General features: G+C 56.5%; 17 protein-coding genes and 2 pseudogenes. 13 read left to right on the forward strand and 6 right to left on the reverse strand.

All coding sequences use genetic code 11. From position 1 onward, the window contains the following. Positions 1-79 precede the first annotated feature (79 nt). From typA to FXO11_RS03880, 5 genes are all read left to right on the forward strand, one after another. The gene (gene typA, locus FXO11_RS03860; RefSeq protein WP_148864779.1) at positions 80-1,891 is read left to right on the forward strand and encodes a translational GTPase TypA; all 1,812 of its coding nucleotides are present in this window, start codon (positions 80-82) and stop codon (positions 1,889-1,891) included. A 188-nt stretch (positions 1,892-2,079) separates the two neighbouring features. Then, the gene (pip, locus tag FXO11_RS03865) at positions 2,080-3,051 is read left to right on the forward strand and encodes a prolyl aminopeptidase (protein ID WP_148861656.1); all 972 of its coding nucleotides are present in this window, start codon (positions 2,080-2,082) and stop codon (positions 3,049-3,051) included. A gap of 170 nt (positions 3,052-3,221) precedes the next feature. After that, on the forward strand, positions 3,222-3,665 hold the full coding sequence (dtd, locus tag FXO11_RS03870; protein WP_148861657.1) for a D-aminoacyl-tRNA deacylase: 444 nt from the start codon (positions 3,222-3,224) through the stop codon (positions 3,663-3,665). 636 nt (positions 3,666-4,301) lie between these two features. After that, complete coding sequence (locus FXO11_RS03875; RefSeq protein ID WP_148861658.1) at positions 4,302-5,315, forward strand: porin; 1,014 nt, start codon at positions 4,302-4,304, stop codon at positions 5,313-5,315. 132 nt (positions 5,316-5,447) lie between these two features. Continuing rightward, entirely contained in the window at positions 5,448-6,293 is an 846-nt protein-coding gene (locus FXO11_RS03880) for a CYTH domain-containing protein (RefSeq protein ID WP_148861659.1), read from the forward strand. Positions 6,294-6,928: 635 nt separating this feature from the next. Here FXO11_RS03880 and FXO11_RS03885 read toward each other — a convergent pair. Further along, positions 6,929-8,110, reverse strand: coding sequence for a potassium channel protein (locus FXO11_RS03885; RefSeq protein ID WP_148861660.1), 1,182 nt, complete (start codon positions 8,108-8,110; stop codon positions 6,929-6,931). Positions 8,111-8,397: 287 nt separating this feature from the next. On the opposite strand from FXO11_RS03885, the gene glnE reads away from it, so the two are divergent. The 3 genes from glnE to FXO11_RS03900 all read left to right on the forward strand — a co-directional run bounded on the left by glnE (position 8,398) and on the right by FXO11_RS03900 (position 12,911). Continuing rightward, positions 8,398-11,307 carry a bifunctional [glutamate--ammonia ligase]-adenylyl-L-tyrosine phosphorylase/[glutamate--ammonia-ligase] adenylyltransferase gene (glnE, locus tag FXO11_RS03890; RefSeq protein WP_148861661.1) on the forward strand — a complete coding sequence of 970 codons (2,910 nt, stop codon included), beginning with the start codon at positions 8,398-8,400 and terminating at the stop codon, positions 11,305-11,307. 192 nt (positions 11,308-11,499) lie between these two features. Then, positions 11,500-12,426, forward strand: coding sequence for a branched-chain amino acid transaminase (locus FXO11_RS03895; RefSeq protein WP_148861662.1), 927 nt, complete (start codon positions 11,500-11,502; stop codon positions 12,424-12,426). Between the two features lie 80 nt (positions 12,427-12,506). After that, positions 12,507-12,911 carry a DUF6165 family protein gene (locus FXO11_RS03900; protein ID WP_148861663.1) on the forward strand — a complete coding sequence of 135 codons (405 nt, stop codon included), beginning with the start codon at positions 12,507-12,509 and terminating at the stop codon, positions 12,909-12,911. A 20-nt stretch (positions 12,912-12,931) separates the two neighbouring features. Here the strand turns inward: FXO11_RS03900 and FXO11_RS03905 are convergent, their stop codons facing one another. After that, positions 12,932-13,981, reverse strand: coding sequence for a glycosyltransferase family 9 protein (locus tag FXO11_RS03905; protein ID WP_148864780.1), 1,050 nt, complete (start codon positions 13,979-13,981; stop codon positions 12,932-12,934). 215 nt (positions 13,982-14,196) lie between these two features. Here FXO11_RS03905 and FXO11_RS20645 point away from each other — a divergent pair. The 5 genes and pseudogenes from FXO11_RS20645 to FXO11_RS03925 all read left to right on the forward strand — a co-directional run. After that, positions 14,197-14,283: pseudogene (locus FXO11_RS20645) on the forward strand (Stealth CR1 domain-containing protein); the annotation flags it as partial. A 111-nt stretch (positions 14,284-14,394) separates the two neighbouring features. Then, a pseudogene (locus FXO11_RS03910) lies at positions 14,395-15,207 on the forward strand (hypothetical protein); the annotation flags it as partial. Next, positions 15,207-15,911 carry a lipopolysaccharide core heptose(II) kinase RfaY gene (locus FXO11_RS03915; RefSeq protein ID WP_148861665.1) on the forward strand — a complete coding sequence of 235 codons (705 nt, stop codon included), beginning with the start codon at positions 15,207-15,209 and terminating at the stop codon, positions 15,909-15,911. The pseudogene FXO11_RS03910 and the gene FXO11_RS03915, both read left to right, overlap by 1 nt. A 55-nt stretch (positions 15,912-15,966) precedes the next feature. Continuing rightward, entirely contained in the window at positions 15,967-17,040 is a 1,074-nt protein-coding gene (locus tag FXO11_RS03920) for a glycosyltransferase (protein ID WP_148861666.1), read from the forward strand. Between the two features lie 76 nt (positions 17,041-17,116). Further along, positions 17,117-17,755 (forward strand): hypothetical protein, encoded by a 639-nt coding sequence (locus tag FXO11_RS03925; RefSeq protein ID WP_148861667.1) that lies wholly within the window; start codon positions 17,117-17,119, stop codon positions 17,753-17,755. Between the two features lie 3 nt (positions 17,756-17,758). On the opposite strand, the gene FXO11_RS03930 is transcribed toward FXO11_RS03925, so the two are convergent. From FXO11_RS03930 to FXO11_RS03945, 4 genes are all read right to left on the reverse strand, one after another. Then, on the reverse strand, positions 17,759-18,898 hold the full coding sequence (locus FXO11_RS03930) for a glycosyltransferase (RefSeq protein WP_148861668.1): 1,140 nt from the start codon (positions 18,896-18,898) through the stop codon (positions 17,759-17,761). Then, the gene (locus FXO11_RS03935; protein ID WP_227546032.1) at positions 18,895-19,764 is read right to left on the reverse strand and encodes a glycosyltransferase family 2 protein; all 870 of its coding nucleotides are present in this window, start codon (positions 19,762-19,764) and stop codon (positions 18,895-18,897) included. The genes FXO11_RS03930 and FXO11_RS03935 overlap by 4 nt, the downstream gene beginning before the upstream one ends. A 145-nt stretch (positions 19,765-19,909) precedes the next feature. Next, positions 19,910-20,908, reverse strand: coding sequence for a glycosyltransferase family 8 protein (locus FXO11_RS03940; RefSeq protein WP_148861669.1), 999 nt, complete (start codon positions 20,906-20,908; stop codon positions 19,910-19,912). Then, entirely contained in the window at positions 20,874-22,235 is a 1,362-nt protein-coding gene (locus FXO11_RS03945; RefSeq protein WP_168203122.1) for an O-antigen ligase family protein, read from the reverse strand. The genes FXO11_RS03940 and FXO11_RS03945 overlap by 35 nt, the downstream gene beginning before the upstream one ends. Positions 22,236-22,519: the final 284 nt, after the last annotated feature.

Here is a 22,519-nt window from a genome sequence, read left to right on the forward strand (position 1 = left end):
TGAGATGGCATGCCGGACAGGCTTCCTGTTTCCTTATATAGGCCCCTCTCAGGTCAGTTGCATGCCGCAGGATTTTTTTGTGATCGAAAAACGCCGAAATATCGCCATCATTGCTCACGTCGACCATGGTAAGACGACGCTGGTCGACAAGCTGCTGGAGCAGTCCGGTACCCTGGACCGCAAATCCAGTGGCGCCGAGCGAATCATGGACTCCAACGACCAGGAGAAAGAGCGGGGCATCACCATCCTCGCCAAGAACACCGCGATTCGTTGGAACGAGTACCAGATCAATATTGTCGACACCCCGGGCCACGCCGATTTTGGCGGTGAGGTTGAGCGTGTCATGTCTATGGTGGACTCGGTACTGTTGTTGGTGGACGCCGTCGATGGCCCCATGCCGCAGACCCGCTTCGTCACCCAGAAAGCGTTCGACCGTGGCCTGAAGCCGATCGTAGTGGTGAATAAGGTTGACCGTCCCGGCGCGCGTCCGGATTGGGTGATCAACGAAGTTTTCGATCTATTCGACCGCCTGGGTGCGACCGACGAGCAACTGGACTTTCCCATCGTCTACGCTTCGGCTCTGAACGGCATTGCCGGCCCGGAAGCGGATCAGCTGGCGGACGATATGACGCCGCTGTTCGAGGCCATCACGCATCACGTCCCGGCGCCGGATGTCGACATGGACGCCCCGTTCCAGATGCAGATTTCCCAGCTGGACTACGACAGCTACGTGGGCGTAATCGGTATTGGCCGTATCACCCGCGGCAAGCTGCGTCCCGGTCAGCAGGTAGCGGTAATCGACCGGCATGATAAGAAGCGCAACGCCAAGGTGCTTGAGGTCAAAGGTTTCCACGGATTGCAGCGGGTGCCGGTGGAAGAGGCCAGTGCCGGTGACATCGTGTGTATCAGCGGCATCAGCGAGCTGTTCATTTCCGACACATTGTGCGATCCGCAGAATGCCGAGCGTTTGCCGGCCCTGACGGTGGACGAGCCGACCGTGAGCATGACCTTCCAGGTCAACGACTCGCCGTTTGCCGGTCGGGAAGGCAAGTTCGTCACCAGTCGCAACATCCGTGAGCGCCTGGACAAAGAGCTGCTGCATAACGTCGCGTTACGCGTGGTCCAAGGCGAATCCTCCGAAAAGTTCAAGGTGTCGGGCCGGGGCGAGCTTCACCTGTCCGTGCTGATCGAAAATATGCGCCGCGAAGGCTTCGAGCTGGGTGTGTCCCGTCCCGAAGTCGTGCAGCGGGAAGTCGACGGTGAAATTCACGAGCCGTACGAGTTCGTCGTGATCGACGTGGAAGAGCAGCACCAGGGCTCCATCATGGAAGTTATGGGCCTGCGTCGCGCCGATCTGAAGAACATGGTGCCGGATGGCCGTGGCCGCACCCGCCTGGAATTCATCATGCCGGCACGGGGCCTGATCGGTTTCCGTAACCAGTTCCTCACCATGACCTCGGGCACGGGGATTATCACCAACGTGTTCGATCACTACGGCCCGGTGAAGGGTGGCGATATCGAGCATCGCAACAACGGTGTACTGGTCTCGATGGTCGACGGCAAAATTCTTGGCTACGCGCTGATGACCCTGCAGGAGCGTGGCCGTCTGTTCGTTGATCCGGGTACCGAAGTCTTCGAAGGTATGATCATCGGTATCCACAACCGCGATAACGATTTGGTGGTCAATCCGACCAAGGCCAAGCAGCTCACGAATATTCGTGCGGCCGGTACCGACGAGAACATCATGCTCACGCCGCCCATCCGCATGAGTCTGGAGCAGGCGCTCGAGTTCATCGACGATGACGAGTTGGTGGAAGTGACGCCGGAGACGATTCGCATCCGCAAGAAGCTGCTCAAGGAGAACGAGCGTCGTCGCGCACATAAGAAGTAAGCGCGATATTAGCGCCAGCCCCGGTTAAAACTTGGGCTGGCGTTTTCTTTTTTGGTCCCGACGGTTCCTCTTTATCACGTGAATCAGCGTTCCGTCGTGCGCTGCCAAAGGTGGCAATTCCTCGCTTTATCCCCTAAATTCAGCCTGACATTCCGTTGCCTGATCCCCCAAGGATTGTGAGGTGCCTCATGCTGTCGCTCTATCCCGAAATCAAACCCTACGCCGAGCATCGCCTGAAGGTCGACGCCCCCCACGAACTCTATATAGAAGAAAGCGGTAATCCGGACGGTACTCCGGTGGTCGTCGTTCATGGCGGGCCGGGTGGCGGTTGCGAGGATTACTACCGGCGCTTCTTCGATGCCGAGCGTTTTCGTATTGTACTTTTCGACCAGCGTGGGGCCGGGCGCTCGACGCCGCTGGCGGAACTGGAGGGCAATCATACACAGGCGTTGGTCGAGGACCTGGAGCGTATACGTCATTTTCTGGGCATCGAGCAGTGGGTATTGTTTGGGGGGAGCTGGGGGTCGACTTTAAGCTTGGTTTACGCGGAAACCCATCCCGATCAGGTGCTTGCCTTGGTCTTGCGTGGGATTTTTTTGTGCCGGCCGCGGGATATTTATTGGTTTTACCAAGAGGGCGCCAGCCGGGTTTTTCCCGATTACTGGAAAGATTACGTCTCGGTGATCCCGGAGCAAGAGCGGGACGATATGGTGAGCGCCTATTACCGGCGTCTGACCAGTGCCAACGAATTGAAGCAAATTCAGGCGGCCAAGGCGTGGTCCGTCTGGGAAGGTCGCTGCGCGACGCTGCATCCTAACCCGCGCGTGGTTGAGCGCTTCGGCCATCCTCACGTAGCGATCGCACTGGCGCGGATCGAATGTCACTACTTTATGAACAATGCGTTCCTGGAGCCGAATCAGATCGTGCGTGATGCCGGTCGTCTTAAAGGCATTCCAGGCCACATCGTTCACGGCCGCTACGATATGGTCTGCCCCCTGGATAATGCCCAGGCGCTTCACGAAGCCTGGCCGGAAGCGGACTACGCCATTATTCGCGATGCGGGCCACTCCGCGTCCGAGCCTGCCATTGTCGATGCGCTGATGATCGCTTGCGAAAAGGTTGCAGAACATTACGAAAAAGAGCCGCGACGCCCGATTTGAACCAGAGCATTAGGCTTTTGTCTCTTTATGTAACCGCTGCTTGCCGACCCGGTTCGGGATAATTAGAATTCCGATCTGTTCGATTTCGTACCGCTGTGTAATAAACGAATCCAATAAGGTTCACAGCGAAGAAATCTTAGCCTTTCAGGCAAAAGAACAAGGAGCCGTTTTTGAAAGCGCTGATCCAGCGGGTTACTCAAGCCAACGTTGACGTCGACGGCCGCTCGGTCGGGCGGATCAATGCCGGTATCCTTCTATTTCTGGGTGTCGAACACAAAGACACCCAAGATAGCGCTTTTCGCCTTTGCCAGCGTGTCCTGAACTACCGCATTTTTGCCGACGGGGCTGGGCGTATGAATCTCAGTCTTATCGATGCAGGAGGCAGTCTCCTCGCCGTTCCCCAGTTCACCCTTGCCGCCGATACCCGAAAGGGCCAGCGTCCCAGCTTTTCCGCCGCCGCCCCTCCCGAGCAGGGCAGGCATTTATTCGATGCTTTTGTAAATCGGGCGGAGCAGGCTCTTGGTGAGCTGCGACTTGCGACGGGACAATTCGGGGCGGATATGGCGGTCAGTCTGGTCAACGATGGGCCGGTGACCTTTCTGCTGGAGGCTTGAGGCGGCTGTGGCGAGCGCAAGCGTGTCTTGTCACAAAACCGTAATGATGAACATGATTCAATGCGGCGCAAACAAATGCGCACTGGCCGAAAGTCTCGGTTATTTACGTGAACCGTTGTGCTAGTTTCCGTGTGTTTCTCGTGCTGGGCAATAAGAGTGCAGGGTCGTTTTGGTTGCTCCAGCCTGGAGCGGTGCATCATCTAAAGACGACAGGTTGTTTAGGATTAAATAACTGAAATTTAAAATTTTTCCTGAGTTGGCCTGAAAGTTGTTGTGCGAACCCGGAATTCGTCAGGGGCGGATACCTAAAAAATCGCCATAAAAAATTTGCAAAATACGGCGCATTGTATTAAAACCTTGTCATCAGGCAGCGCTTTAAAAAAGCGCTGTAAGTGACTGACCCTGAAGGGTCAAGCGATTGCCAAGTCCGACACAAAACGGAACGGCGCGGCGCCAGGCTTCAGGGTAAAAAAGATCACGCATGAATAAATTCTGTCATTCCGGAAGGATACGGAAAGGAGTAACAGGAATGACATGTTTGATTCACATAATGGGCGCGATTTGAGCCCAATACTAAAAACGGGTAATAAAACCCGCAGCTAAAACCTGAGTTAACCTTAAGAAGGAAGACGCAACATGAAAAAGACTCTGATCGCTTCGGCTGTAGCGGCGGCTACATTCTCCGGCGCTGCATTGGCGCAAGAATCCAACCTGCCGACCGTGTACGGTAACATTCAGTACGCGCTCGCCTACGATGCAATCGACAACGGCCCTAACAGCCTGGAGCATTTCGACAACGGCACTACCTTGGGCGTCAAGCACGAGCACGTGATCGCGCCGGGTTTCACGGGCTTCTTCAAGTTGGAGCTGGAAGGCATCAACGCTGACGATAAGTCGTACGAGGACGGCATCGACGACCTGGACGAAGCTTACATCGGTGTTAAGGGTGACAGCTTCGGTCAACTGTGGGTTGGTTCTGACGACTCAACTTACGAAACAGCCGTTGACTACATCGTTAACTTCTACGAAGTAGCCAGCCTGAACATCGGCGGTTCATACACCACTGGTGAAGGCGACCTGATCCAGTACAAGACCCCGTCTTTCGGTGGCCTGACCTTCGGCGGTGCCGTTCAGATCAACGGCGACGGCGACGACCAAGCGGGTGGTGACAAGTCGTACCCGTACCAGCTGTCTGCCATGTACGAAATGAACGGCCTGACCCTGGCGGTTGCCATGGACTCTAACGACGGCAACACTGGCTACTCCAGCGGCTCTGCAGACGATTTTGATAGCAACGAAAATACGTACGGTGTTCGTGCAGCTTACGCACTGGATAACCTGTTGGTGTCCGCTGAGTATCAGACTCGCAAAGATGCATACGACAAGGCCGGTGTTATTGGTGTTTACACCCTAGGTGCCAACCAAGTGTCACTGGCATATGAGCTTCGCACCAACGACTATGGTGACGATGACAAGACTGACACCATCACTCTGCAGGCTCTGCACAACCTGTCTGACCACATGTACGTCTACTTCGAAGGCTACCTGGGCGGCGGCGACGATGTCTACGAATACGAAGACGATCAGGGCAACGAAGCCTTCTCTGACGAGCGCTCTGTTGCTTCTGTCGGCGCGGTTTACTACTTCTGATCCAGGCCTAGCCTTATTTAGAAGCAGTAACGAGTAAAAAAACCGGCGTCCTTCGGGCCGCCGGTTTTTTGTGCGTGCAATTCTGTAGCGGTATGCTCAGCGTCCGATCAGCAATCGTCGAGGGATTTTTTCATGGCTGAAGAATTGGAAATCAAGCTGACCCTGGCGCCGGGCAGCGCCGACAAGGTTCTTGCCTGGGTCGCGGATAAAGGCTCGGAGGCGCTTTCTAAAAAACGGTTGCTGAATCGCTACTACGATACGCCAGACCAGGCGCTTAATCGGCACCGCGCAGCCTTGCGAGTCCGTCAGGCGGGCACCCATTATATTCAGACATTGAAAACCAAGGGTGAATTTGTCGAAGGCGCCCATCGCCGCAACGAGTGGGAATGGCCACTGCCGGGCGCTGACCTGAACCTTGGCCTGCTGGCGGATACGCCCATTGGCGACCGGGTGAATCTGGCTGAACTCGAGGTCGTGTTCGAGACCAATTTCGAGCGCCAAAGCCTGTTGCTGGAAGACGCCGGATCGACGGTAGAATTTGCGTTGGACCAGGGCAAGATTTTGGCGGGAGGCGAGGCGCTCGAACTCGCGGAAGTTGAGTTCGAGATGAAATCAGGCGACAGCAGTGCCTTGATAGCCTGGGCATCGGCGCTTGCCGGCCGTGTACCGACGTTCCTGAATCTGGTCAGCAAGGCCGAGCAGGGCTATTGGCTGGCCGGTTTAGGTGAGCCGTCGCCACAAGTCGAGGGCGACGACCCTGTTACATCGTTTCTGCGTGCGCTGAGTGTGCACTGGCTGACGGGCACGGCGAGTGAATCGCTGCAGGCTGCACTGGAAAAGATCAAGATGCTAGCCATCGAAGCGGGCCTGGAATCCCAGTGGCAGTGGGCGCGTGAGCAGGCATCGACCTCGCCGGGCCACCGCTGGATGTTCGAGCCTCAACTGATACAGCTCCAATTGGGGTTGCTAGAGGCATAGTCCCGTAGGTTGGGCTGGCAAGCCCAACAGACCCGGCCCATCTTGTTGGGCTTGTCAGCCCAACCTACAGGCTGACTGGCATTGGGTGTCGACACAGTTATACGCCGCGAAGAGGCATCATTGGATGTTCGACCCGCAACTGGGCCGGCTACAACTGGGACTGCTCAAGCGTTAATCGGGTTTGTCCGTGGGGGGCGGTCGCCGGTTTTGTCTCTGTGGATTGCCCCTGTAAGTCCCGTAGGTTGGGCTGGCAAGCCCAACAATTCCGGCACATCTTGTTGGGCTTGTCAGCCCAACCTACAGGCTGAGTGGCGTTGGGTGTCGACACAGTTATACGCCGCGAAGGGGCATCATTGGGTGTTCGACTTGCAACTGGTCCGGCTACAACTGGGGCTGCTCAAGCGTTAATCGGGTTGGCGGTCGCCGGTTTTATCTCTGTGGATTGCCCCTGTAAGTTGTGTCTGTCTCGTAGGTTGGGCTGGCAAGCCCAACAGACGCGGCAAATCTTGTTGGGCTTGTCAGCCCAACCTACAGGCTGAGTGGCGTTGGGTGTCGACACAGTTATACGCCGCGAAGGGGCATCATTGGATGTTCGACCCGCAACTGGTCCGGCTACAACTGGGGCTGCTCAAACGTTAATCGGGTTTATCCGTGGGGGCGGCCGCCGGTTTTGTCTCTGTGGATTGCCCCTGTAAGTTGTGCCAGCGCTCGAGATAGGCCCGGTAGCGATCGAGTGCATCCACGAGTTCTTCCACCGGCGGGGTATCGGCCGATTTTACCAGTACGATAAGGCCTTTGCCTTCTACCTCTGCATCCGGCTCCGGGTGGCAGACGATTCGATCTTCCGGGTCGATGTAAGCCAAGGCTGTACCGATGCCGTGGCGAATCAGGGCGCTGACGATGTCGGCCCAGGTCAGTTCGTCCAGGGGCAATTCGTAGCGGTGAGGGTGATCGTTCTGGTAGTTGAACAAGTCCTCCAGCACCTTCTCCGTGCCGGGCGAGATAACGGCGCGCACCATGATTTCCGGGTAGGTCCGCACCGGCCTGATCACGGTTCGAATGCCCATCGAGGTATAGCGATGCCTGTCCTCGTCCCGAATGCACTCCAAAGTGACCCGGTGACAGAGTTTCAGGTCATTGAGCCTATGGGCAATGTTGAAGGTCACGCTGTCGGAATTGGGGTCGGTTTCGTCTGGCGCAAGCACGAGAATGTGACGGGCATCGATGATGTTGACCGCGCGCAGCGCCTGGGGGTCGGAGCCTGAGCCATGGTAATGCACCAGGCCCGCATCCCGCAGTTCAGGCGGTAGGCCTTCCGGATACTGCTGGGTGAGAATCTGAATCGGCGCGCTCTCGTAGCCCGGCACCGCCCGGATTTGGCTGGAGAGGCGCAGAAAATACTGCTGGCCGCCATGCTTGGGCGTATTCACGATGACGATGTGATTTTTCAATGTGTACCTCCAGCGTCCTGTCAGGATGCGTTCACGCCGATAGAACCGGTATTCGATGTAATCGCTGACGATGAGTGTCAAGACCGTGATGGCCATGATGTACATCAGGGCAATGGTAAGCAGCCGCCCCCCGGCGGTTTGCGGAGAAATGTCGCCGTAGCCCACCGTCGCCAGAGTCGTAAAGGTGAGCCAGCAAGCCTCCAGCAACGATAGCCCCTCAAGCGCCATCATGGATACGACGTGAATGGCCATTAGGCTGAGCAGCGCAATCAGTAGGCGTTTGATACGCTTGCGTATCACCCCTGACATGGGAAGATGCGAGAAATGGCGCTCGGCGGTAATGGCGCGTCGGTCTTTACTTAGCATCGCGTCGAAACATCCGGTCCGGGCCTGAGAGTGACGTTTAGGGCGCCATGACGGCCTGTCGTCAGGATTAAAGTCGTGGCCATTATCCAATAGCGTGGCAGGGGTGTCTCTAATGCCCTGTCTTTAATACTCTTGTCTTTATACCTTTGCGGCCATTCTGAAAATATAGGGAAACCCACCGCAAGTCTAATCGCTTGACAGTGGGATTCGATGCTACGACGTCGATGAGCCGGCGGGCAACCCGCTATCATTAATGAACAATCAACAACAGAGAATTGCCTGAGCCTATGGACCCGTCTCAACGTGAACTGCCTCCAATCCCTGAATGTCTGCAGGCTGATGCAGAGGAGGCACGCCGTATTCTGGATCGCTCCGGATTGGAGCAGTGGTTAGATAGGGATGACGGCGTGCACCGCTCCTTGTGGGAGCGGGCGGCCCTCTACAGCACGTTTGTGCGGGAAACGGTCGAGCGCTATCCCGAGCAGCTTGCACAGTGGCTTGAGTCGCAGCCGTTATCGGCAGCGACGACCCCCGAGACCATCTCGGCCTGCTGGCAGCGTTATCTTCAGGCGGTTACGGATGAAACCGGGCTGCACCGGGAGCTACGGCTGTTCCGCCGGGAATGTATGTTCCGCATTATCTTTCGGGATTTTACCCGCCTGGCGGACCTCGAGGAAACCATGCGCGCCGCCAGTAGCATGGCGGATGTGGCGATTGGCGGTGCGTTGAACTGGCTATACGCCGACGCCTGCGAACAGTGGGGTACGCCCTACGGCGAAGATCCGGCAACGGGAGAGCAGGCTCCCCAGCGGATGATCGTTCTGGGCATGGGCAAGCTGGGCGGCTTGGAATTGAACGTTTCATCCGATATCGACTTGATTTTCGCCTTTCCCAGCAACGGCGAAACCCGCGATGGCAAGCGCACGCTCGACAATCAGCAATTTTTCACGCGCCTGGGGCAGCGTCTGATTCAAGCACTTGATCAGTTGACCGCCGATGGCTTCGTGTTCCGGGTGGATATGCGGTTACGTCCCTATGGCCAGAGTGGCGCCTTGGCCCTGAGCTTTGCTGCCCTGGAATCTTACTATCAGGACCAGGGGCGTGACTGGGAACGCTACGCCATGGTCAAGGCACGGGTCGTGGCTGGCGACGTTGAAGCGGGCCAAGTACTGATGGAAAGCCTGCGGCCCTTCGTCTATCGCAAATACATTGATTTCAGTGCCTTCGAGTCCCTGCGGAATATGAAGGCGATGATCAGCCGGGAGGTTCGGCGCAAGGGGCTGGAGAACAATATCAAGCTGGGCAGCGGCGGCATTCGCGAGATCGAATTCGTCGTCCAGGCCTTCCAACTGATTCGCGGTGGCCGTGATCGGGAACTGCAGCAGCGCGAGCTGTTGAAGATCCTGCCGGAACTGGTGAATCTGGAACTTCTGCCCGAGGCGGTGACCCAGGAGCTGGCCGAGGCCTACGTTTTTCTGCGTAATGTCGAGCACGCCCTGCAGGGCGTGGCCGATCAACAGACCCAAGAGCTCCCCGACACGCCGCATGAACAGGAAAGACTGGCGTTGATTATGGGATTTACGGACTGGGCCACATGTCACGAGGCGCTGAAGCAGCATCGTGAGCGGGTCGCGGCCCATTTCGCCGACATTATCGCCTCGGACGACGACGATGCCGAAGAGCAGGAAGCAAGCGAGCGCTGGCAGGAAATTTGGCTGGGTGAGCTGGACCTGGACGATGCGGCGAAACGTTTGGCGAATGTGGGCTTCGAAAAACCGGAGGAGAGCTTCGAACTGTTACAGAAGCTCCGCCAGAGTCGGTCCGCACAAGTCATGCAGACAGAGGGGCGCCGTCGGTTGAACCGCTTTATGCCGGTTCTGCTGGAAGCGCTGAGTGACGTGGAGGCGCCCTCCGAAACCCTCGGCCGGGTGCTGCAGTTGGTGGAAGCCGTTTTGCGCCGCACAGCCTATCTGTTGCTGCTGCTGGAGAACCCCGAGGCCCTCAAGCAGCTTGTGCGCCTGTGCAGCGAAAGCCCCTGGATCGCGCGTCAGCTTGCCGAAACCCCTTTGCTGCTGGATGAGTTGCTGAACAAGGAAAGCCTCTATCACCCGCCGACCAAGGGGGAGCTCGAAGACGATCTGCGCCAGCAGCTCCTGCGTATTCCGCTGGAAGACCTGGAAGAACAGATGGAGGTGCTGCGCCATTTCAAGAAAGCGCACATCCTTCGGGTCGCCGCGTCGGAGCTGCGCGGCACACTGCCGCTGATGAAGGTGAGCGATTACCTGACCTGGATCGCGGAAGTCGTGCTTGACCACGTCGTTGAGGTGGCTTTCTCCAATCTGGTCAGCCGCCATGGCTACCCGCAACAGGACGATGAGCGGGCCTGCAATAACGATTTCGCCATTATCGGTTATGGCAAATTTGGCGGCATCGAGCTGGGCTACACCTCCGACCTGGACCTGGTCTTTATTCACACCGCCGATCCCCAGGGGGCGACGGGCGGCGACAAGCCCATCGACAATGCGGTGTTCTTCACCCGGCTGGGCCAGCGTATTGTTCATATCCTCAACGCCCAGACGCCATCGGGCCAGCTTTACGAAGTGGACATGCGTCTGCGTCCATCCGGCAACTCGGGTTTGCTGGTGAGCAATTTGCCCGCGTTCGAAAAATACCAGCGCGAAGATGCCTGGACCTGGGAGCATCAGGCTTTGGCGCGCGCACGCGGCGTCGCCGGCAGTAAAGAGGCGCTGGCTGCTTTCGAGACGCTGCGTCACGACTTGCTGTGCCAGTCGAGGGACCGCAAGAAGCTACGCGACGACGTGGTCGACATGCGGGAAAGGATGCGGGAGAACCTGGGAACCGCGATTCGTGAAGGGGAGTCCACAGTTTTCCATATCAAGCATGACCAGGGCGGCATCGTCGATATCGAGTTCATGGTTCAGTACCTGATGCTGGCGTATTCCGCCGAGCATCCGGCGCTGACCCAGTGGTCCGACAATATCCGCCAGATGGAAGAACTAGGCCGGGCGGGCGTTCTGCCCGAGGAAGACACAGAGCGTCTGCGCGAGGCTTATATCACGCTGCGCTCCACGATCCATCGCCGGGCACTGCAAAACCTGAATAGCCGCGTGGAGGGTGACGCCTTTGAATCGGAGCGCGCCTATATCTGGAGCGTCTGGCAGCGCATCATGGGGTGACATGGGGTGATTGCCATGAGGTGATGAAAAAATCGGCGATGACATGGACGATGAACCGCTGGTAGAGGCGTGTGTCGATGGGGCAGGGGCCACTTCGTCCGTTCTGGTTTTCCTGCTAGAATGCCGTTTTTCCAAAGTGTTCCACGGCCCAGCCAGGGAACGCTCTCATCGCTTGTTTCAGGAGCAATAAAGATGTCGATGGCGGATCGTGACGGCCTCATCTGGATGGATGGCGAAATGGTGCCCTGGCGTGAGACCAAGGTACACGTACTGACCCACACGCTGCATTACGGATTGGGCTGTTTTGAAGGCGTGCGTGCTTACAACACCGAAAAGGGCCCCGCCATCTTCCGGCTGCAGGAACACACGGATCGCCTGTTCCGCTCCGCGCACATTCTCAATATGAAGCTGCCCTTTACCAAGGAGCAGGTCAACGAAGCCCAGCGCCAGGCAGTGCGGGAAAATGGGTTGGATGAAGCCTACATTCGTCCGATGGTTTTCCTGGGCTCCGAAGGCATGGGGCTGCGTGCGGACAACCTCAAGGTTCACCTGATGGTTGCCGCCTGGAGCTGGCCGTCCTATATGGCGCCGGAAGCCCGTGATCTGGGTATTAAAGTCCGCACCTCGTCCTACACCCGCCATCACGTCAACATTACCCTATGTAAGGCGAAGGCCAACGGCAACTACATCAACTCCATGCTGGCGCTGAACGAAGCGATTGCCTGCGGCTGCGAAGAAGCGTTGCTGCTGGATAACGAAGGCTACGTGGCGGAAGGTTCCGGCGAGAATATCTTCATTCTGCGCGACGGTGTGCTGCATACGCCCGAGCTAACCTCCTGTCTGGAAGGTATCACACGCCAGACGATCTTCGATTTCTGTAAAGAACTGAATGTGCCCGTGCGCGAGCGTCGTATTACCCGCGATGAAGTTTACATCGCCGACGAGGCCTTCTTCACCGGTACCGCGGCTGAGGTCCTGCCGATCCGCGAACTGGACGGCCGTGTCATCGGCCAGGGTAAGCGCGGTCCGCTGACCGAGAAGCTTCAGGGTATGTACTTCGATGCGGTGAAGGGCAAGCGCCCCGAAAATCTCAGCTGGCTCACCGCCGTTAAAGACTGAGGGGTGCTCGTTGACCGGTCCTGAGTACGGCAGCGGTTACCATTCATCAACTGAATCCAGCGAAAATCCGGGAAGATTAAATGGCCGACGTAATCAAAGTACCCGTCTCCTTTGGTGAGGTGCTCGACAAGATCACCATCCTCGAGATCAAGTCCGAACGTATCAAGGATGAAGAAAAAGTCCGCAATGTTCGTCTCGAACTTGATGAGCTGAGTGAAACCTGGAACCAGGCGGTGCAGGATCAAGCGGCCATCTCGGAACTGCGCCAGCAGTTGAAAACCGTCAACGAGCAGCTTTGGGTGATTGAAGACGATATCCGTGACCAGGAAGCGGCGCAGGATTTTGGTTCCCGCTTCATCGAGTTGGCCCGTGCGGTTTACGTCACCAATGACAAGCGTGCGGCGATCAAGAAAGAGGTCAATCTGGCGCTAGGCTCTCGTTTTGTCGAAGAGAAGTCCTATCAGGATTACACCGCCCGTAAGTAAGCCTTCCCCCGGGGAGCCGGTTATTTCTCCGGCTCCCTGTTCCGGCGGCTCGTGACCCACTGGTCGAGCCGCTGACAGACTTCGTCAACGCTGATCAGTTCCATTGCGCCGGGGTATTCAGCCTTTGCCCCCCAGCGCGCCGTCTCCACGCTCTTTCCCGCAAACTTTTCGAGCGCTTCCGGATAGCGATTGACGCAAAGTTCGAGTGAGTTATAGGGACCGGAGCGATAGGGATTGCTGCCCGCGAACAGGCCCAGCACGTCCGTACCCATGGCGCTGGCAATATGCGCCGGGCCCGTGTCAGGCGCCACCAGCAGGTCCGCTTTTTTGAGCAGCGCGGTCAGCTGTTTGAGTGTGTCCTTGCCGCAAATGTTGACGGGTTTTTCCTGCATGCCCTGTTCGATCGCTGCGCAGTATTCTTTTTCCTGTGGGGCAGGACTGCCGACAAGAATGACCTGGGCGCCGTGGGTTCGAATCGCGTGGTCGGCGAGTGCTGCATAGCGTTCCGCGGACCAGTTGCGTAGTGGATGGCTGGCGCACGGACTGATGACGATAGTGTGCCGGTCCGGCGAGATATGGGCGTCGGCAAAGGCCAGGTCGGCCTCGGACAGCGGGATCGTCCAGCGCGGAGGCGCGGCCTTCAACCCCAAAGGCTCCAGGAAGCTGGCCAGGCAGTCGCGGACATGCTGACGCTCTGCCGGCGCGATGCGGCGATTGATAAAAGCCCCGTGCAAATCCTTGCTGCGAGACCGGTCATAGCCGATCTTGAGCTTCGCCGGAATGACGGCCGCCGCCAGATTAGCGCGAAAGGCGACCTGCATATGCAAAAGCGCATCGAATGTCTGGCCCTTCAGGGTTCGGCGCAGTTCCCGGTAGCCTTCTATCCCTGCCTTCTTGTCGAAGATCACGAACTCGACGCCGGGCAGGTCACCGACCAGCTTGGCTTCGATCTTGCCGATGACCCAGGTGATTCTGATGCCAGGCAGTTGTTCCTGGAGGCTGAGAACGACCGGTATCACGTGGGTTACATCGCCGATGGCGGACAGGCGGAGGATGCAGATGGAGTTGATCAAGAAGCTATCCGTTAATCAGGTGCCTATTATTACAGAGCCTTAGGCTCCCGTTTTGATAAGCTAGTGGCCATTCTAGCCTAGTCGTCGGCCCTGAGTCTCTCCGGTCTCTGCCGGCGGTGAACTTCCAGGGCCGCTGAAAAAGCGCGATGGGCTCGATTGGAGGCTCGCGAACAGGCAGCCGTAAAGTCAGGAATGAGGTGCCATCCCAAGCCATGTCTTCTGCAAAACCAGGCGAACCGATTGATGCTGTCGTCACATGGGTCGATGGCGACGATCCGCGACATCAGCAAAAGCTCGAGACCTACCTGGGCTGGCGCGCTCGTAAGAGGCCGAAAGCCGCAGCCAAGACCCGTTATGCGGACCGGGGCGAACTGGAATACTGCATTGCTTCTCTGCTCCGGTTTGCGCCCTGGCTGCGGTATATCTTCATTGTCACTGACGAGCAGGTCCCCGGCTTTGTCGGCCGGCTCCCAGCGGCTGCCATTGACCGTATCCGGGTGGTTGACCACAAAGTGATTTTCCGCGACATGGCTGACAGTCTGCCAACATTCAACAGTCTCTCGATTGAAACCCTGCTATGGCGTATACCCGGGCTGGCCGATAATTTCGTCTACTTCAATGACGATTGCTTCCTGATCAAACCGGTGGCTCCTGAGGTTTTTTTCAAGAGTGACAAGGTTGTGTTGAGGGGGACTTTTCGCTCTTTGGTCAAGTCAACGCTCAAAAGAAAGCTCAAACGCATGATGGGTATGGGGCGTCCGACGCGACGCACATTACAGTCGGAGACGGCCAGCCTGGCTGGAGCCGAGGATCGTTATCTGGATGTCGGGCATATTCCGCATCCGATGCGCGTCAGTACGTTCCGGGACTGTTTTGCGAAACATCCTGAGCGGATGCGTCGCAATGCATCGTACCCTTTGCGTCATGTCAGACAATTCTGGCCTGTGGCGCTCGCGAACCATCTTGAACTACGGCATGATGCCGCCGAAATTTCGCCACTTCCTGAGGCTCTCTATCTGAGTTCCACGTCGGATGTCGAGGATATTGAATCGTTGATCGAGGCCGAGACGCGCCCTGAGTGCAAGTTTCTTTGTGCCCAGAGTCTGGACAATGCCAGCGACGCATTCATGCGCTTGTGGATCGCCTGGATGGATCGGATTATCGGTCGTCTGCAGCCGGATTCCGACCGAGTCGACGAGCGGCCGCCCGTTAGGGATTGTTGATGCCTTTAGCTTTTGATTACCGTCACTATCACGTGGTTTCTCATGTGGGTGAAGACGCAAGCCGGGAACTCGTGGATGCGGTTCTGGACGAGACGCTAACGCGCGAAAAAGTGTTTCGCGACAACTGGCGGACCTTAAGCGCGCGCGTTCGTTTTCGGGATGAGTCGCTCCTGCTCAAGGTGCCCCGGGCCAGAAACAGCCGCCGATGGGAGCGCTTCCTGACGCGTTTCCGGGAAAGTGACGCCCTGCGCACGTTCCGGCATCTTGAATTGATGTCGACTATGGGATTTACGGCGCCCGTTCCCATGTTGGCGTGCGAACACAGGCCGGACGGCGTTGTAACCGACGCCTTCGTCTGCTATCGCTTTGTCGAAGGCCGTCCCGCCGAGCCGCGGGATGCGCTCAAAATCCTGGACGCTCTCGAAGCTCTCCATCGCCGCGGTTATCTCCGTAACGACCCGCAGTTGGCCAACTTCGTTGTATCTGGAGAGACCGTATGCTTCATCGACTTCCGGTTAAAGAAGCCTAAATTTTTACCGGCGTTGCAGAAGGCCCGGGAGCTGGCGCGCTTTCTTGGCAGCTGCCCGGAGGCGGAGAGACTTTTGCCAGCCACCGTTACTTCGTCGGGCTGGTTTTGGTTAGCCGTTCGTTTGGAGAAGATCAGTTTGGGTATTCGAAAGCTGAAAAGACGTTTGCGCAAGTGATGTGTCGTAGCGCTTTTGGTCTAAAACGGCGGTTGGAACATAGTCGGAGTTGCGCATGAGGAAAGCCGTGCTCTTTTGCCCATCCCGAGTTTGGGGAGGGATCGAAAAAAACGTGCGTCTCAGAGCCCGGTTTCTGGGAGAGGATGGCGTAAGGGTTTACGTGATCTTGCTGAAAGGCTTCTTTGCAGAGCGCTTTGCGGAGTTACCTAACGTAAGTGTGATCGAAGTCGCTTCACGTGGGGGCGACTTTAATCTTTTCGTGGTCGCCAATTACATAAAGATCCTTCGGGACATCGCTCCGGATGTCGTTTTTGCTGCGCTTAAGAAAGATTGGTGGCTCGTTTCCCTGGCCTCGAAGCTCGCCGGTGTGGATCGGGTTGTGCTCTATCTGGGGATCGCCCGAAGGGTGAAAAGCCCGCTTAAGTATTTTGTGATTTTCAGAATGATGAAATCGGTTCTGATGGTTAACAGCGATTCCCTGAAGCAGGCCATGCTGAAGCACCCGAAGTTCTTCGATGAAAACAATGTATTCCGGGTGTACAACGGTTTTGACGTCCCTTCGGCTGAAACTGAACCCATGGATTTCAGGGCGATGTTTAATTTACCCGCCGACACGGTTGTTGTGGGTTGCGCTGGCCGCTTCAGTCCACAGAAGGGCTTCGATTTGCTGCCCGATATTCTTTCCAAACTTCCTAATAACATTCACATTGTCCACGCTGGCGAAGGTGAGTTCGAGCAGGAGATTAAAGCGGCTATCCAGCTGCGCCCGGAGTCCAAGCGGATCCATTTTCTTGGATATCATCAGAATATGCCGTCGTTTTTTGCTGGCATCGACGTGTTCTTGTTGTGTTCCAGAAACGAAGGCATGGCCAATGTCCTCAATGAAGCGATGAGCCATGGCACGCCGGTCGTTTCAACCCGGGTCCCGGGAAGTGAAGAGCTTCTGGCCCATGGAGAGTACGGCATTCTTGTGGATGTCGATGACGTACCGGCGATGGCTCGGGCGATCAGCGCCATTGCAAATGGCGAGCATGCAGTTGGCCCCGAGCGCCTAAAACGCTGGATAGCTGACGAGTTTGGTCTGGAGAGAATGGTGCGTGAAACGAACCAGCTGTTTTTTTCAAGCTGATCGGGTAGAGCATCAGCGTTGGTAAGGCGTTCATCATGGTTCTATATGCGCGGAGAGTCCGTATGAAGGGGTCGTCTTGGCTATAAAGTATCGACTGAGAGCCGCCCGGATTGATGCTTTCAACCGCTTTAAATTTGGTGCTGATGCCCCTCGCTATGCCGAGCGCATCTGGGTGTCTCCCTCGCAATGCCAGCGCTACATCGAGGCTGCGGATCTGGCGAAGCATTTTGGTTCGAGAGTCAGGCAGATGTCAGGTCGCGTTTTTTTTGAATGGCCAACATCGCTCGAGCAGCCCTTCGAAAACCATCCGAAACTGAATTACTGCTGGGGGCATTGGCGAGACGGAAAGAATTGGCATGAGTCCGGTGCCATCGACTTTATGCTTCAAAAGATTGCCGTTTCACCCACCGGGGTGACTGACAAGTGCCGTACCCCTCAAGATGTCGAGCAGCGCTTTGAAACACTGGATGGAATTTGGGCGCAGGTCAGGGACAAAGGGCGTTTCCCCTCACGCCGGGAGCTGGTTTCGGATAACTATCGTGAGATCGGGGGTATTTTGATGCATTTGGGTCCCGGAGGTGAGCCGATCTTTTCCGGTGCTGGCTGTCATCGCTTCGCGATGGCGATGATGCTCGATACGCGTTTCCCAGCCCAGGTTGGTTGTGTCCACGTCTCGGCGTTGGATCGCTTGTCCGAGTTCCGCTCACGAACCTGATCCTTATGGCATCAGGAAGGCGTCAACGACCGATTTGGAACTGAAAGGCGCCAACCAATCGGGTTTTACCTCTATCGGTAGTTTTTCGACGGTACTCTCAAGCCCTTCCGTCAGACCCTTAACCGTCCGGGGCGTGAGGTACTGTTCGAGCTCACCCGTGAAGACCGAGCGGACACCCCCGCGACTGTCCACGGAAAGGATAGGGGTACCGCAAGCCAACGCCTCCGTGAGAACAATACCAAGCCCTTCGTATTCTGAGGCCAGAACGAAGAGATCGGCCTGCCGCATCCAGGGGTAAGGGTTGCTGCGTTTGCCCGCGAAAAACACGCGGTCCGAAATGCCCAGACTGTTCGCTTTTTCTTCGAGTTTTGCTCGAAGGGGGCCTTCGCCGACAATTACCAGTTTGTGGGGAACGCGGGCCGCTTTGAAGGCCTCCAGCAGCAGGGAGTGACCTTTCTGGGGCACCAGGCGGGCGACGTTCACGATGAACGGGGCGTCCGGAAGGCCTGATTCGGTTTCATCGGCCATTGTCTGGATGTGATTCACCGGACAGGGATTGGTAATAACGCGTAGGCTTTGAGGTTGAATGCTTCCCTTGGAAAAAGCCTGTTTGGCGGATTCTTCCACGCCAGAAGAAACGCAAACGAGATGGCGTTTATGGAATACCAGTTTCCACTCCAACTTTTTTTGCCATAGCGGCCGGTCGTAGTGAATAACGTTTTCCAGTACGTAGATATTGCGTTCATCCCGGAACGACCAAAAGTATTTGAAGGTACCCAGCCCCCGGAAAACGATGCGATCGAAACGACCGTACCGACGCTCCAAGTGCTTTATTTTCCGCTTGAGCAACCAGCCGCTCAGCCAGCCTATCCACATGAAGTGGGAGCGAGGGAGAACCACACCGAGAATAAGGCGCGAAATCAGAAATACGGGGATGCCGATGACGGATTTCAGCAAGGCTTTTAGCTGGTCGTGATAGTGAACATTAACGGCAGGATCTTGAGGGTGGAGATCATTGGGTTGGGCGCGGCAGGACAGTAAGTGGCTTTCATGGCCTTCTTCGGCGAACGCATCGGCAAGATTCACAGCCACACGCTCCATGCCACCCATCTTCAAGCTGTGGATGATAACCAGGGTTCTCATGAAGCGACGTTCTTCTCAATACCATTCTCCGCCCAGAATGTCCGGTTGTCTTTAACGGCCTCCCGTATGGCCCGGTTCTTTGCCCATATTTCAGGCTTGGAATACCCGCGTGCATGGTCGAGGTGTAGACACACCGTACTGAATCGGATTTGTCTGGACTTGTGCCCGAAGTTCCAGAGGCGCTCGCCCAGCTCCCGGTCCAGACCGCCGTACTGCATGTCTTCATTGAATCCGTTCACGGCCATCAGATCTTTGGTCCAGGTAGAACTGTTCATGCCATTCCAGCTCGCAGCCGCTGGCGTCACCGTATTCATGAACGCTTTCACCCAGGGTGAAGACGTCAGTTTCCAAAGCTTATGGCTTCTGGGCTGGCCGTTGGCTACCAGCCACTTCGCATCGAATATGACGCCCGAGCGGATATCTTCATCTGAAATGTTCTCAGAAATTGATGAGGTTAACTTGATGTAGCCGCCGGATAGAAAAAAGCCAGGTTTGGCCAGGTCGCGATGCGTCTCGACAAGATTGGGTTCTGGTATGCAATCGCCGTCCGTAAAGACAAGGTAGTCGCAATCGGTATGGCCGATCACCTCGTTAAGAACCCGGCACTTCCGGAAGCCTTCGTCTTCCTGCCAAACGTGGTCAATAGCCAGCACGCCACGCTCTTTGAAACGCTCGATTAACTCGCGCGTCGAATCTGTCGACCCATCGTCCGCGATGATTACCCGAAAGTCCTTTATGGTCTGATTTTCATAGCCCGTAAGCACCTTGCTTAGCCAATCGGGCGAATTGTAGGTGGTGATGACCACGCCAATTGCATCTGGTTTCATAGGTTTGACAGGATACGGGGAAATGGGATCGATAAGCATCAAGTATACATGGGCACGTCAACGTATACTGCAAAGCGCTTTTAATCTGTGACGCGTATAGTCGCCGGCCGTCCCGGCAGAAAAAGCACAATGGGTGTCATGAGAAGCACCTCCAATGCCGGGCAGACGCAGTACGCCGGTTTTATTAACGGGCTTTGGGTCCATGCAGCGTGTTGTCTGTAGGCTGTTTTGTTAAATTTCGATAGAGATAAATTTTGGTGCTTCGGCTCAGCCATTTGTAGTGCTGGCGCAGTGCAAGAACGTATCTTAGCTTCTCGCGGCGGCTGACGGGGACCGGATAGCGTGAACCCCAGGGGGTTTGCCGTAGGAAATCCCGATACAGCGGTTTGAACGGGTGGAAACAGTAGTGTAGCCAGGGCTTTTTCTTGCCCGTGAAGTGAACGATCTTGGGCCGGCCAACGCCCTCGCGCAATTCGTCTACGGTATAGGCGCTGCCTTCGCTGTACCTGCGTAAGATCTTGTAGATGTTGGCCTGCTGGTTCCAGGCGGGGGACAGGCGTTTCCATCGCGTATGCAGGATCGCGTTCAGACTGCACTGGTCGACATACTGGAACCGGTGGGCATTCTCCCCGGCATACCGGGCGACCGTGCCGTGAATATCTTCAGCGCGCCACTGCTCCAGGTCCATCACCAAGACACCGGAATTGAAATATTCTTGCCGGCTTACGCCAACCGATTCGCAAGCGGAGCGGGAAAGATCCTCGACCGCCGCAACGGGTTTCCCGTCCAGGTCCAGCTCCCAAAGTTCGCTGACATCCCCGATGACCAGGGTGTCAGAATCGATATAGATGACGCGGTGAATATCGGGTGGAAGATAGTCGGCCAGCAGGATGCGCTGATACACCGACGACCCGAAGCGGAGCGTGGGTAATCCGTCGAACCGCAGATTATCGGCAGGGTAGACAGAAAGCCTGCCGCCACGCTTTTCCACCAGTGCTCGCATCTCGGCAAGGACATCTTCGGGCACCTTGTCGGCGACGAAATGGAAATGGAGCTGGTAGTCCGGATGAGCGTTTTCCAGCGCCGATATCATCATGACGCTGGCAAACGGGACGTAATTCTCGTCGCAACAGGCGCCGATATCGATTTCAGCCCGTTGCCCTGGTCCCTGGTTTGTGGGCATGATCCTTGACCCCGGTCTTCAAGTAGAAGTGATAGATGAATCCGCCAACGCACGCGGTAATAACGTGGCCTGAGTTGAACATGATGTACGACTCAAAACAGTTTACGACCATCCAGAAGATAAAAAACGTCCAGGCGAAAATAAAAGCATCCCGCGGCATGGCGCCGGAACGGTATGCCTGAATAGTGGCCCAGCCCAGATAGGCCACCAAGCCCAGCAGGAGCAGCAGTCCGAGCGTTCCCAAAGAAACGGCGGCTTCGAGATAGGAATTGTGCAAGTGCCCGAATTGGTTCTTGAACCAGTCGTCGAAGTACGGGGCGTTTTCAATGAGCTGAGGAGTCGTGCCCGGGCCCCAGCCCAAAATCGGCCGTTGAGAGAACCAGTCGATTGCGGCGGACCAAGACGCCACGCGGACGGCGGTACTGGTATTTTTCACGTCTTCCAGTGCGAAAGCCTGTTGCAGCGCCTCGATTTGATTGTCGGTTGCGCTCAGTCGCTTCTCCATGTGTCCTTCGATGCCCGTCGTCAGCAGTAAAGCGGTGGTGACGCCGATCACGGCCAAGAGGGCAGCAATCGGAAGGTATACCCCCTTGAGTGAAGGCTTGCGAGACCGATCGCGATAGACGAGTGATAGGACAAAACCAATAGGTAAGGCCAGGGCTAACCCAAGCCAGACGGCGCGCACCTGCGTGACGAGGACGCAGGCTGCGGAGATAACGATCGCGCAGGCCAGTAACACGACATAGGCATATCGCTGCGGCTTTTGGGTATGCAGTACACGAGGAGCAAAAATAACAAGGGCCAACAGGGCGGTACCGAACGCGACGCCGGAATGCTGGGCGTTGGTAAAGCCGAAGCTGGGTCGATATCCTTGCAGAATCTGGTCGATCAACGGGCCGTTTACGGTCAAGGCGAGCTGAACGAGCAGTCCGCAAAAGGCAATAGGAAGGAACAGCCAAGCGAACCCCGGACGCGCGAGAGCCAGGCCGTAGGCGACGATCAGAATCAGGAGCGGTTTAAGGTAATACCGCGAGAAGCGCACGCTCACATCGTAAGCTTCCGGGAGTACGGCTCTATGATAGAACAAGCTGGCTGCCAGGTAAACCAAAAGAGCCATGCACAGCAAAAAGGCGGGATTGGTACGCAATGGCCGCCCCTGCCTCAGACATAGCGACAACAAGAAGAGTGCGACCAGTGCGCCTTCGGCACCGTGATAGGCCGGGGGCAACGGGTGCCAGGAGAACGCATAGATAGCCAGTGCGATGGAAAATAGAATGTGAAGATGGCGGGAAAGTAAGTCCATATACCCCTTTGAGCGCTTTTCCATTTGCGGGTCGCTACTGCTGGAATGTAAATTGCTGGCTGACATTGGCAGCGCGCTACTCCTATACGGCACTCGACGGCGGATACCTGAGACGTGAGGCCGGACAAACGGGTAACAGCGCTTCGCCAAGCATGCCCTGGAGAGGCTGAGCGGCCGGACTACGCGGCTTTCGCAGGCTGGTTCCAGGCTGCCAGGTTTCGATGGCGGGGATTCTAGCATGGAGATCTGGGCTGATATAGGTTGCGCGCTCCCAGGTAATGAACCGTTAATTCCCGGCGTGGCATGTT

This window comes from Marinobacter fonticola, from assembly GCF_008122265.1.
In the GTDB taxonomy this organism is placed as follows: Bacteria; Pseudomonadota; Gammaproteobacteria; order Pseudomonadales; family Oleiphilaceae; genus Marinobacter_A; species Marinobacter_A fonticola.